Source organism: Bacillus sp. FSL K6-0069 (genome assembly GCF_038007785.1).
Classification (GTDB): domain Bacteria; phylum Bacillota; class Bacilli; order Bacillales; family Bacillaceae_G; genus Bacillus_A; species Bacillus_A mobilis.
On the sequence record NZ_JBBOXN010000001.1, the window covers coordinates 1,894,305 to 1,907,698 of the forward strand.

Genomic DNA, 13,394 nt, shown 5'->3' on the forward strand with positions numbered 1-13,394 from the left:
GGGAAAATAAAGAAAAAAAGGAGTGGTTAATAGTGGGGACAGAGCGTACGGAAATAAAATCGATTATTTCAACAGAGGAAGAATTACGGAAAATATTGGGGCAACCAAGTGAGCGAGCGTTAAAGAAAGTTATTTCATCATTAGACCACCATTGCGTAGATTTCCTGTCTAAATCTCCTTTTCTAGTATTATCTACTGCAAATAAATTAGGAGAGTGTGATGCTTCGTCGAGAGGAGACGCACCTGGATTTGTATTCGTATTAAATAATAATCAAATTATCATTCCAGAAAGACCAGGTAACCGTCGTATAGATTCCATTTTGAACATTATTTCAAATCCATACGTAGGGTTACTCTTTTTTATTCCAGGCCTTGGAGAGACGCTCCGGATAAACGGCCGAGCGTATATTACAAACGACGAAGAGATATTGCAAGAAATGCAGGCGAATGGACGCAATCCGTTACTTGGAATTGTTGTTGAAATAGAAGAGTGTTATATTCATTGTGCAAAAGCTTTTATTCGATCTAAGATGTGGGATTCAGAATCTTGGTTACATAAAAAAGAGTTACCTTCAGCAGCAAAAATGTTGCTGGAGCATGCGAAAGTAAATACTTCTGAAGAAGATGTTGCACGTTCTTTGGAAGAAAGTTATACGAAAAGATTGTATTGAAAAAACTTTATAGATATAGTTTTGTAAGGTGAATATGTACACATTTTAGAATGTGATATTCATATAAGAATCGTTGATTTACAAACTGGAAAAATAACAAAATAGGTAAATTGAGCGGCCATTGCATAATGTTATTGTGAAATACAATAAAAAATGATTTTGAAAATTGTTAGTAAAAATAGGCTTGCTTTTTGAAAAGTTGATAACTATAATAAGTTAACAAATAGACATGAACGAAAAAGTAACGATAAGGACACGAAATCATTTTTACGGTTTACAGAGAGGGAAGTCAAGGGTGTGAGCTTCCTAACACGAGAAATGGTTTTACCACCTTTGAACTTCAATAGTGAACGAGTAATCTAGTAATTATTGACGGAATCAGCCGTTATCTGAACTTGAGCAATCTAGGGAGAAATATGTCTAGGTTGGAACAAGGGTGGAACCACGAAAACACATTCGTCCCTTTCCTAGGGATGAGTGTGTTTTTTTATGGATATGAAGATCGAAAATTAAAAATAATTAAAAAATAGTATTGATTTTGTTTTTTATGCGAGTATAATGAGTTAACAAATAAACATGAACGAAAAAGTAACGATAAGGACATGAAATCATTTTTACGGTTTACAGAGAGGGAAGTCAAGGGTGTGAGCTTCCTAACACGAGAAATGGTTTTACCACCTTTGAACTTCAATAGTGAACGAGTAATCTAGTAATTATTGACGGAATCAGCCGTTATCTGAACTTGAGCAATCTAGGGAGAAATACGTCTAGGTTGGAACAAGGGTGGAACCACGAAAACACATTCGTCCCTTTCCTAGGGATGAGTGTGTTTTTTTATTACTTTGAAAGGAGGTGCTGTAATATGAAACGATTTGTACGTACGGAAATAACCACCACCTGCATGATTAAAAAGCAGAACAAGGTGATTGATAAAGATAAAAAATAAAATTGTAGGAGGAGATTAGAAGATGAATAACGTTATTAATGTTGGGGTGTTAGGCTTAGGTACGGTCGGAAGTGGTGTTGTCCATATTTTGAAAGAACATTATAAAAAAATTGCACTTGATACAGGGTATGAAGTGAAGGTAAAGACAGTCGTTGTACGTGACTTAGAAAAAGAACGTGATGTTTGTATTGATGGAATTGTAGTAACAAGTCATGTCGATGAAGTTCTAAATGATTCAAATATTGATATTGTAGTAGAGGTAATGGGCGGAATTGAAGAAGCGAAGCAGCACATTGTTAAGGCTTTACGAAATAAGAAACATGTCGTAACAGCAAATAAAGATTTAATGGCTTTATACGGTGCGGAACTTCTCCACCTGGCGAACGAAAATGATTGTGATCTATGTTATGAAGCAAGTGTAGCGGGCGGTATACCGGTGTTAAGAGGATTAACAGACGGATTAGCATCAGATCAAATTGAAAAAATAATGGGAATCGTAAATGGTACAACAAATTACATGTTAACAAAGATGAGTCAAAATGGATGGTCGTATGAAGAGGCATTACAAGAAGCACAAAAATTAGGTTTCGCAGAATCAGATCCAACAGCGGATGTAGATGGGCTAGATGCGGCGAGAAAGGTAGCCATTCTTGCAAACTTAGGTTTTTCGATGAATGTTTCTTTAGATGATGTGCAAGTAAGAGGGATTCGAAAGGTCGAAAAAGAAGATTTACTAATGGCTGAAAAGTTAGGATTTACTATGAAATTAATTGGGAAAGCAGAGAAACAAGGATCAGCCATTCATTTGAGTGTAGAACCGACACTTTTACCAAGTCATCATCCATTATCGAATGTAAATAATGAATTTAATGCAGTATATGTTCACGGTCAAGCGGTAGGAGAAGTAATGTTTTACGGACCTGGAGCTGGTAAGTTACCGACTGGTTCGGCTGTAGTAAGTGATATTATTTCAATCGTTAAAAACATGAATCAAGTTCAGAAAAATAAAAGTGCGCTAAAAGAACCAGAGCCATATGAGTTACAAGGAGATGAAGAAGTTGTTTCGAAATATTTCTTACGTATTTCATTACGAGATGAACCTGGGATGTTGCAAAAAATAACAGAATGTTTCGTTAATTATTCTGTAAGTTTAAAAGAAGTTATTCAATTACCTTTAAATCGTGAACTTGCAGAAGTCGTTGTTGTGACACATCAAACTTCAAAGTATCAATTCGAACGAGTGCTAGGAGTGATAGAAGATGTCGCAAGTGAAATAAACAGTTATTACATTATCGAGGAGGAAAAACAATATGTATAAAGGATTATTAAAACAGTATGCTTCTTATTTACCGGTGAATGAAAATACACCTGATGTGAGCTTAATGGAAGGAAACACACCGCTTATTCCGTTATTAAATATATCAAAACAATTAGGAATTCAGTTATACGGTAAGTACGAAGGAGCTAATCCGACAGGTTCTTTTAAAGATCGTGGTATGGTAATGGCTGTTGCGAAGGCGAAAGAAGAAGGTTCGGAGGCAATTATTTGTGCATCAACAGGTAATACTTCGGCATCGGCCGCAGCATACGCGGCACGCCTTGGAATGAAATGTATAATCGTAATCCCAGAAGGAAAGATTGCACATGGAAAATTAGCGCAAGCAGTCGCTTACGGGGCTGAAATCATTTCAATAGAAGGAAATTTTGATGATGCACTTAAGGCTGTAAGAAATATTGCTGCGGAAGAACCGATTACATTAGTAAACTCAGTGAATCCTTATCGAATTGAAGGGCAAAAAACAGCGGCGTTTGAAATTTGTGACCAGTTACAAAGTGCACCAGATGTTTTAGCGATTCCTGTTGGGAATGCTGGAAATATTACAGCGTACTGGAAAGGTTTCTGTGAATATGAAAAAGAAAAAGGCTATAAGAAGCCGAGAATTCACGGGTTTGAAGCGGAAGGAGCAGCAGCAATTGTAAAAGGACATGTAATTGAAGAACCTGAAACAATTGCAACAGCGATTCGCATTGGTAACCCAGCAAGTTGGTCATATGCAGTAGAGGCTGCTGAACAGTCTCATGGTGAAATAGATATGGTATCGGATGAAGAAATTTTACATGCGTATAGATTGTTAGCAAAAACAGAAGGGGTTTTCGCTGAGCCAGGATCAAATGCTTCATTAGCTGGCGTTATTAAACATGTTCAATCTGGGAAAATCAAAAAAGGAGAGACAGTTGTTGCGGTTTTAACTGGAAATGGGTTGAAAGATCCTGATATCGCAATCTCTTCTAATACATTAGATATTGCAAGTGTTTCAAATGATATAGAACAAATTAAAGAGCATATTAAAGGGGTGATTATGTCGTGATACCATTAAGTATTCGAGTTCCTGCTAGTACAGCGAATGTTGGACCTGGATTTGATTCAGTGGGAATAGCTTTGTCATTATATTTAGATGTAGTAGTAAAAGAGAAAGCTGATAAATGGCAAGTAATCCATTCCTTTGAAGAATCAATTCCGACAGACGATAAAAATTTAATCGTTAGCACGGCATGTAAAGTGAGTCCTTCTTTATCACCCCATATAATAGAAGTTACTAGTAATATCCCACTTACAAGAGGTCTAGGAAGTAGTGCGTCAGCAATTGTAGCTGGGATAGAACTTGCGAATCAACTAGGCAATTTGAACTTAACGACTGATCAAAAAGTTCAAATTGCTACAAATTTTGAAGGACATCCTGATAATGTTGCTGCTTCTATATTAGGAGGAACTGTAATCGGAGCACTGGATGGAAAGAATGTTTCGGTTGTAAGAATTGAAAGTAAGGAATTAGGTGTAATCTCTCTTATTCCAAATGAAGAGTTAAATACGGAGGAAAGCCGATCTGTATTACCAGATGTGTTTCCGTTTCATGAAGCAGTTAAGGCTAGTGCAATCAGCAACGTATTAGTAGCTGCGTTTTGTCAAAAGAAGTGGGAAGTTGTAGGAGAAATGATGGAAAGGGATCATTTTCACGAGCCATTTCGTTTAGAACTGGTCCCGTTATTACCATCTATTCGTAAATGTGCAAAAGAATTTGGAGCATACGGCACAGCGCTTAGCGGTGCAGGCCCATCCATTTTTATATTAACGCCATATGATAAGCGTGAAGAAATTGGTGAGCAATTAGCGAGAGTATTTACGTCTATGAAAGTGTGCGAGCTAGAAATCGATCATAGAGGAATTACTGTAAATAAAGAAGAACATATAGGGCTATAAAAAAGCTAGCATTGCTAGCTTTTTTTGTTGTAAATATCTTTTCAGTTGGCATATAAAAGAAAAGTAATAATGTATAATTTAGTAAAGGGTGTAATCATTTGGAGGTGATTGTATGAAGAAAGAGTCACCAGAAGAAAAGAGAGAACGTATAAGGCAAAGTGAATTGAAAAATAATCCTACCGGTTCTTTAAAGGATGGATTAAACAGAGCTGAATCAGGTAGTCCAGTTGATATGACAGGTGGTATGAATTGGAAAGGTACAGCGCTAGTAATTGTAGTGTTAGTTTTAGGCTATATTATATACACTTATTTTTTTAGTTAAGAAATGCAAGTTAAAGTTATGAATTATTTGCTTTTATAAGTAGTGAGGATTGTATTACATATACTTTAAACAAATTATAGTTGTCCATACACACTTATTTTTAATACTCAAAATAGAGCTAGCGTTATGCTAGTTCTATTTTTTTGCCACATTCCTGTAACAAAGCCCCTGTATATTCAGTGGTGGAGGTGCAGAAGATGAAAAAAATGATAGCGATATGTCTTCTTACAACTATGTCATTTTCGACTTTAGTTGGATGTGATGTAAAAGGTAATAATGCTGTACAAGAGTCTAAAATAAAGAAAGCGACGTATAAAGAATTTACTTACGATGTAAATCCAGAGACTTTCACGTTAACTGTAGAACATGATGGTGTAAAGGAACAGGCGTCACAGCCGTTACCGAAAATGAAGGTGTCGAATGTGAAAAAAGATAAGGGGCGCACATCATGGGAATACCCAGATCAAAAAGTAAAAGTGAATGTAGAAAAGAAAAAAGATCACTTAAATATTGAAGTGGAATCGACTGGTGCAGAAAGCTTTACATGGCCGAAAGTACAAGCTGAAAATTATACACTTCCGTTATGGGAAGGAAAGCAAATTCCGAGTAATGATGAAAATTGGAAGAAGTTTTTAAAGGATGATGCATATTCATTTGCTGAATCATTTTCTATGAAGTTTTTTGCTTTAAATGGTTCGAAATATTCCATTGTATATATTGCGAACAATATGTTTAATAATGAATTGAAATTTCATTCGGATCCGAAAATAGGATTTGATTTTATACATGAATTCCCGAGCATAAATAAAAATAAAACATATGGATTTCAATTATATGTGACAAATAATGATGCAGTCAGTATTGCTAAACTGTATAAGGATAATATTGCTGGAAAAGGTGAATTTAAAACATTACAAGAAAAGGCTAGAAAAAATAAAGAGATTGAAAAACTTTATGGTGCGGCTCATTTTTATTTTTGGAATCAAAATGGTTTGTCTGACAGTAACGTAAATTGGCCAAAGATAAGAGAGCAAATAAATAGCCCAGTGTTTAGCCATATAAAAGAGCTTATTCAAAAGAATAGTTCGGAGCCTGGAGAATTGAATGTATTTGAGCAAGTAAGTAAACAAAATTTCATTGATCAGTACCAAAAAAATGTTATTTTGCGTTATGTAAATGAAGTATTATCAATGAAGGAATTGTATAAAGAGGATATTTTCCCAAAAGTTGATCAGAAGGCTAGTGAGTTATTAAACAAAGGGCTAGATCATTTATCGAAGATGGAGTTATATAACTTAAATAAGCATGTATTAAAGTCGGCGCTCGGCGATGCGGTTGAAGAAGTTAGTAAATGGGGTAAGGCAGATGGAACGGATATTATAAAGGAAATGAAAGCAGCAGGAATAGACAATGCGTGGATTGGGTTACCGAACTGGGAACAAGGGTATATGCAGCCTGATTTCGTGACAGAAGCTAAAAAAATGGGATATTTAGTTGGTCCGTATGATTCGTACCATTCTATTCACGAAAAGGCTGATAAAAATTGGAATACAGCTTCTTTTCATGATCCATCGTTATATGAAGAGGCAACTGTGACGAAGAGAAATGGAGAAAAAGTGCAAGGGTTTTTAGGTAGAGGGCGAAAATTAAATCCAACTTTATCTCTTCCTAGTGTAAAAGAGCGAATGAACGATATATTACAAAATGGACCTAAATATAATTCATGGTTTATTGATTGTGATGCGACAGGTGAAATTTATGATGACTATTCGGCCAAACATATAACAACACAAGAACAAGATTTAAAAGCAAGGTTGCAACGAATGGATTATATTGCGCAAGAAAAAGGTATGGTAGTTGGTTCGGAAGGCGGGAATGACTTTGCAAGTAGCACGATTGCATTTGCTCACGGCATTGAAACGCCGGTTATTAAATGGGACGATGAAGATATGAGGAAAAATAAAACAAGTCCGTATTATGTGGGCGGATACTGGTCACCGAATCAAAATGTTCCAGAAAAATATGCAAAACAAGTACCGTTAAAAGAAGAATATAAACAAGTATATTTAAATCCAGTATATTCGGTACCGTTATATAAATTAGTATACAACGATTCTGTAATTACAACGCATCACTGGGAATGGGGAAGTTTGAAAGTAAAAGATGAGGTAGGAAACCGTATGTTATATGAGTTATTGTATAATGTTCCTCCGTTATACCATTTAGATGAAGTAGAGTGGAATAAGCATAAACAAGAAATTACGCAGCATCTGAAAGTTTGGAATGAAGTTCATGAAAAGGCAGTAAAAGAAGAAATGACGAACTTTGCATATTTGTCAGAAGATAAATTAGTCCAATCTACTTCATATGGAAAAGATATTAAAGTTATTGTGAATTTCTCAAATGAAGAGATAGAAATAGATAAGGAGAAACTAAAAGCAAAATCCGCTGTTATTTATAATCATGGGAAGAAAACAATGTATACACCGCTTGAGGGATAATATGAAATGTATTATTGCATTACTAATTTTTCAGGTGAAAATTGAAGGGTTCGAAACGAAAAAATTTATAAATCTTTAATTTCTGATGTTACGAAGCGTTAAATTTTTGAAGTTGAAAAATAGTGACTTGCCAAAAATAAGCACGAGAGTATAATGTGAAATGGAATACATATTGGATTCATCATGTAACCTTACAAAAATGTAAGGTGTTTGAAAGGAAATTCAATATGAAGATTGCTAGACATACATTATACTAGGGAAAGAGAAAGAGAGGCGAATGAAGATGAGCTCTGAATTAGAACAAAATACGAGAAGCAATAAAAAACGTTCTAAAAGAAAGTCAATAAAATGGTTCATTTTAATTCCATTTTTCCTACTTATTTTTGGAGGAGTAGGATATGGATCATTAATATATAATAAAGCAAAAGCTGTTGTAAGTGATGCGTATGCACAAATTGATAAATCATCAAAACGTGATAAAGAAGTTGAGCCTTTAAAGGATAACATCTCTATTTTAATTATGGGTGTAGATGGTAGTGAAATGCGAAAAAGTCAATACGGAGAAGCAGTTCGAACAGATGCACTTTTATTAGCAACAATTAATAAAGATGATAAATCAGTAAAATTAGTAAGTATTCCGCGTGATTCACGTGTATATATTCCATCTAGAAAGAAATTAGATAAAATTACACATGCACACGTATTTGGTGGTGTTGAAAGTACACGAGATACAGTGGAAAGATTTTTAAATGTTCCTGTTGATTATTATGTGAAGTTTAACTTTGAATCATTCGTACAAATTGTCGATTCACTTGGTGGTATTGATATTGATGTACCTGTTACTTTCACAGAGCAAGATAGTAAAGACCAAGCAGGTATGATTCATTTAGAAAAAGGCTTCCAACATTTAAATGGAGAACAAGCACTTGCACTTGCAAGAACGCGTAAAATTGACAGTGACGCAATGCGTGGCCAAAGACAACAACTTGTAATAGAAGCAATTGCAAAAAAAGCAATGTCTGTCCAATCTATTAGCAAAATGGGCTCTTTACTTGATGCGGTTGATAAAAATATGAAAACGAACTTAACTTTCGATGATATGCTTGCGATTACAAAAAATATGGCAGGGTCTAATTTGGAAATGGAAAAAATGCAAGTAGAAGGTACGGATAAACGTATCGGAGGTATTTATTATTACATTCCAAATGAAAAAAATGTGAAAGATATTTCGAAAAAATTAAATGATCATTTAGGTGTAACACCAAAACCAGTTCGAAACGAATAATAAAAAAGATTGGCTTTTGCCAATCTTTTTTTATCGGAATGAATTTGTAACTTTTCTGTAACGATTTTTTATTTTAGAAAAATTATACTCATATGTATGAGAATATTGGAGAAGCAAAAAGTAAAGAAAAATAATGAAAATCTGTAATAAGGAAAGATATCATATGCAGAAATGGATAGGCATTATGGGAATCATTTTTATGTTGACTGGATGTAAAATGTCTGAAGCTCCAACAAGTTTAATGGGTGCTCCTGCCAATGAAAAATGGATTAATGAACTAAAAGAGCAAATAGATAAAGATTTGCCTGTAAATTATCGATTGCTTACTCCAATGTCTAATAAAGATAAACAGATGATTTGGTCAATGGATTTTAAACAAGATAATAAGAAAGAAGCCATCTTATTTTATAAATTACCGAATGAAGATCATAGCGTATATTTAGCCTTATATGAAGAAGCCGGAAATGGGTGGAAAGTAAAGTCCACGAATAAATTTGATGGTGGAGATGTAGATATCGTTGAAGTCGGTGATTTTACAGGAAACGGGAAGCGGGAGTTACTAATCGGAATTTCTGCAAGTCGTGAATCGTTAGAACACGTTATGTATGTTTTTTCAGAAGAAAATGAAGATATGAAGGAAATATATAATCGAAGTTATACGAAGTTATTCATAGAGGATTTAAATAAAAATGGATTGAAAGATATAAGCCTTGTTACGTATGAAAAGGATGAGAAATTGACAGTTGAGTTCATGGAACAATTTAAAACTTTATCTGAAGCATCATTCGATCCATATATAAATAGCATCCAAAGAATACAAATGGGCCGTATTTCTAAATCACTAAAGGCGGTTGTAATTGATGCAGGTGTTGGTGCTCATTCAGGGATAACATATGTAGCAAAATTTGATAAGGGTCATTATGAGCCACTACCTATAGATGGAAATGAAGATTTATTCAATGATTATGTAGTCGAAAGCAAAGATATAAATGAAGACGGCATTATTGAATTTGTTCGTACAGTGCGTCCGAAAGGTTGGGAAGAGGCATCATACGGAGAGAGTACGATGTTTGAACGTTATATTCAGTGGAGCGAAGATGGAATTAAATCGATAGAAGAAAGATATGTAAATATAGAGAAAGGTTATTTTGTCAAAATCCCGCAAGCATTAATTGGGAAAATAACTGTTCCAGTCCAGCAAGAAGCATCAGATGTTCAAAAATTTATAGATACAACGACAAATGAACTATGGCTAGAAGTCCATATATTTAAGCGGAAAGAATGGTTCAAAATAAAAGGATACGAGGCAGCAGTGAAAACGGCTTCTCACGTATACGCCGTACCGAAACAACCACATTTTGAAAAAGTGAAAGCATATGTAAAGCCGCTAGCGGATTATCAACAAGAGTAGGGAGGTGGAAATTATGCCAACAATTTTAGTTTTAGAAGATGAAATGCCTATTCGTAGTTTTATCGTCTTAAATTTGAAACGTGCTGGATTTTATGTATTAGAAGCAAGTACTGGAGAAGAGGCGTTACAGATATTATGTGAACATACTGTTGATGTAGCATTGCTTGATGTAATGTTACCAGGAATGGATGGTTTTCAAGTTTGTAAAGCGATCCGAGAAGAAAATAAAAAAATCGGTATTATTCTGTTAACCGCACGTGTACAAAATGAAGATAAGGTACAAGGATTAGGAATTGGTGCAGATGATTATATCGCAAAGCCGTTTAGTCCAGTGGAATTAACTGCACGTATACAATCGTTATTAAGAAGAATAGAAGTACATGATGAAAAAGCAAATACAATCATATCTGGCCCGTTTTCGTTACATGTTATAGAAGAAAGATTATATAAAAGTGGACAATTAGTTGATTTAACCCCTACAGAGTATATGATATTACAGTATTTAATGAATCAGGCTTCAAAGCCGGTTTCACGTGATGAAATTTTAAATATGATTTGGGGAACGAATTATGTAGGTGAGACGAAAGTAGTAGATGTAAATATGAGGCGGTTACGTCAAAAGATAGAATGTAATCCATCAGAACCTGAATTTATTCTTACTGTGTGGGGAAAAGGATATGTGTGGAAGGAAAGTATAAGATGAAAAGAAAAGTGACTTTATATTTTATGACGGTCATTATACTTATGCTTGTATTATTTGAAGTCGTATTTTCAGTCTCCATTTATCGATATTATTATAATGGTATTGCGCAATATATAGAGTCTCATGCGAAGACAAGTACACGATTTTTCTCTGAATACAATTCACTATACTTTATTCGTTTGCAAGAATACAGCGGCGATATAATTGAGAGCTTTCAGTTAGAAGGAACTGAATTACAATTAATTGATCGGCATGGTACGATTATACAGTCGTCAAGTGGACAAAAGGTAGAAGGTAAAGTAGTTATTCCGTATTCGTTACTAGAAGGAGAGATGTACCATCAAGTGACTACTACGAAAGAAAATGTGAAACAATTAGAAGTGATTAGTCCACTTATTCATCAAGGACAAACGATCGGTGTTTTGAAATATACGACTGTTTTAACGAATGTAAATGCAAAGATTATCGAAATCATTATGTTTACTATTTCTGTAGGTATTGTTATTTCAGGAATTGTATTCTTAATCAGTAGACGATTAGCGAATTCGTTTGTTAAACCAATCGAATCTATTATTCATGCTTCTTCACAAATTGCAGAAGGTACATTAAAGAAGAAAATTAAAGAGGATTATCCTGGTGAATTAGGTGAGTTGGCACATAGTTTAAATCATATGTCTAATAAAATAGAAAAAGCAGAACAGATGAAAAATGAATTCATTGCTTCGATTTCTCATGAAATACGAACGCCTTTAACTGGAATTAAAGGTTGGAGTGAGACGTTAAAAACGGTAGAACATTTAACGGAAGAAGAGATAAAGCAAGGTATGGGAATTATATCAGGTGAGACAGACCGATTAATTCATTTAGTAGAAGAATTACTAGATTTTTCAAGATTACAATCAAATCATTTCAATTTATATAAACAAAAGGTGCAAATATACGATATACTAGAGGAGACGATTTGGCAATTAACTCCTAACGCTGAAGAGAAACAAATTCAATTTATGAATACGATAGAAAGTATTGAATTGATGGGAGATCGAAATAGGCTAAAGCAAATTTTCTTGAATATTGTTCAAAATGCTATTAAATATTCACATGAAAAAGGTACAATACACATTGAAGCGACTAAAAATGAAGGACAAGCAGTGATAAAGGTGAAAGACGAAGGGATTGGAATTGCTAAAGAGCATTTACCATATATAGAACAGTCATTTTACCAGATTAATAACCATGCTACAGGTGCTGGTCTTGGTTTAGCTATCGTAAAAAAAATGGTAGAGCTTCATGGAGGTACACTTAGTTTTATAAGTAAAGAGGGAATAGGAACAACCATTTTGATAAAACTCCCATTATAATACATATATATAGGTCTGTTTATATAGTGTAATAAAATAAATAGATGTATAATTATATTGGGTGATTTATATATAAGATTAATAGGGAGAGGAATTAGATAGAATGGAAAAAGCTTTAAAAATTAAACGAGTAGTAGTCGTTTTAATAGCGATTGCAGCAGTAGCTATTGGGTATTTTATGTTTCAATCCATTACTTCACCAGCAAAGGCTGTTGCAAAACAAGAAAATGTAGTACAGCTTGCAAGTGAACAACCGAAAGTAGAAATGAATAAAACGGCACCAAGTCGTTTTAATGGGAAAGAAAGAAAAGTTGCTTATCTTACATTTGATGATGGCCCAGGGAAATATACGGCTGAATTGTTAAATATGTTAAAACAGCATGATGCGAAGGCGACGTTCTTTTTAATTGGAGCGAATGTAAAAGAATTTCCGGATTTAGTGAAACGTGAAGATGCAGAAGGTCATTATGTAGGTATGCATAGTATGACACATAATTTTGCAAAGTTATATAAAAATGGCGAGTATGTAAATGAAATGAAAGAAGATCAAAGCTTAATTGCAAATATTATTGGAAAATCACCTAAATTAACACGTCCGCCATACGGTTCGATGCCTGGATTAAATGAAGGTCTTCGAAACAAAGTGGTAGAGGGCGGTTTTAAAGTATGGGATTGGACAATTGATTCATTAGATTGGAAATATAACAAAGTACAAGTTGATGCAGCGGCAGCACAAATTGCTCAAAACGTAATAACACATGCAACAAAACCACAGGAAGTTATTTTAATGCATGACATTCACCCACAATCAGTTGCTGCTGTGCCAGCAATTTTAAAAGGGTTAAAAGAAAAGGGTTATGAGTTTGAAGCTTATCATGAAGAGAGTCACTTCCCAGTGAATTTCTGGCATGATAACCGTATGTAATGGAGGAATGAAC

Annotated in this window: 11 protein-coding genes and 2 other annotated features; all 11 genes read left to right on the top strand. The window is 34.5% G+C overall.

Annotated features, from left to right (window positions below):
* Positions 1 to 32 precede the first annotated feature (32 nt).
* Entirely contained in the window at positions 33 to 671 is a 639-nt protein-coding gene (locus MHB74_RS09765; RefSeq protein ID WP_061676874.1) for a pyridoxamine 5'-phosphate oxidase family protein, read from the top strand.
* 235 nt (positions 672 to 906) lie between these two features.
* Positions 907 to 1,138: a binding site (T-box leader), on the top strand.
* A 115-nt stretch (positions 1,139 to 1,253) separates the two neighbouring features.
* Positions 1,254 to 1,485, top strand: a binding site (T-box leader).
* A 154-nt stretch (positions 1,486 to 1,639) separates the two neighbouring features.
* Positions 1,640 to 2,935 (top strand): homoserine dehydrogenase, encoded by a 1,296-nt coding sequence (locus MHB74_RS09770; protein WP_061676875.1) that lies wholly within the window; start codon positions 1,640 to 1,642, stop codon positions 2,933 to 2,935.
* Entirely contained in the window at positions 2,928 to 3,986 is a 1,059-nt protein-coding gene (gene thrC / locus MHB74_RS09775; RefSeq protein ID WP_000276441.1) for a threonine synthase, read from the top strand. The genes MHB74_RS09770 and thrC overlap by 8 nt, the downstream gene beginning before the upstream one ends.
* Positions 3,983 to 4,876, top strand: coding sequence for a homoserine kinase (gene thrB, locus MHB74_RS09780; RefSeq protein ID WP_061676876.1), 894 nt, complete (start codon positions 3,983 to 3,985; stop codon positions 4,874 to 4,876). Before thrC ends, thrB begins: the two co-directional genes overlap by 4 nt.
* Before the next feature lie 112 nt (positions 4,877 to 4,988).
* A complete protein-coding gene (locus tag MHB74_RS09785; protein ID WP_061676877.1) occupies positions 4,989 to 5,198 on the top strand; it encodes a DUF6366 family protein in 210 nt (69 codons plus the stop codon).
* 197 nt (positions 5,199 to 5,395) lie between these two features.
* The gene (locus MHB74_RS09790; RefSeq protein ID WP_061676878.1) at positions 5,396 to 7,699 is read left to right on the top strand and encodes a glycoside hydrolase; all 2,304 of its coding nucleotides are present in this window, start codon (positions 5,396 to 5,398) and stop codon (positions 7,697 to 7,699) included.
* Between the two features lie 283 nt (positions 7,700 to 7,982).
* Positions 7,983 to 8,984: an LCP family protein gene (locus tag MHB74_RS09795; protein ID WP_061676879.1), complete on the top strand. Its 1,002-nt coding sequence runs from the start codon at positions 7,983 to 7,985 to the stop codon at positions 8,982 to 8,984.
* A gap of 163 nt (positions 8,985 to 9,147) precedes the next feature.
* A complete protein-coding gene (locus MHB74_RS09800; RefSeq protein WP_061676880.1) occupies positions 9,148 to 10,395 on the top strand; it encodes a hypothetical protein in 1,248 nt (415 codons plus the stop codon).
* Positions 10,396 to 10,408: 13 nt separating this feature from the next.
* A complete protein-coding gene (locus MHB74_RS09805) occupies positions 10,409 to 11,098 on the top strand; it encodes a response regulator transcription factor (RefSeq protein WP_061676881.1) in 690 nt (229 codons plus the stop codon).
* The gene (locus tag MHB74_RS09810) at positions 11,095 to 12,456 is read left to right on the top strand and encodes a sensor histidine kinase (protein ID WP_061676882.1); all 1,362 of its coding nucleotides are present in this window, start codon (positions 11,095 to 11,097) and stop codon (positions 12,454 to 12,456) included. The genes MHB74_RS09805 and MHB74_RS09810 overlap by 4 nt, the downstream gene beginning before the upstream one ends.
* A 103-nt stretch (positions 12,457 to 12,559) precedes the next feature.
* On the top strand, positions 12,560 to 13,381 hold the full coding sequence (locus MHB74_RS09815; protein ID WP_061680439.1) for a peptidoglycan-N-acetylglucosamine deacetylase: 822 nt from the start codon (positions 12,560 to 12,562) through the stop codon (positions 13,379 to 13,381).
* The last annotated feature ends 13 nt before the right edge of the window (positions 13,382 to 13,394 follow it).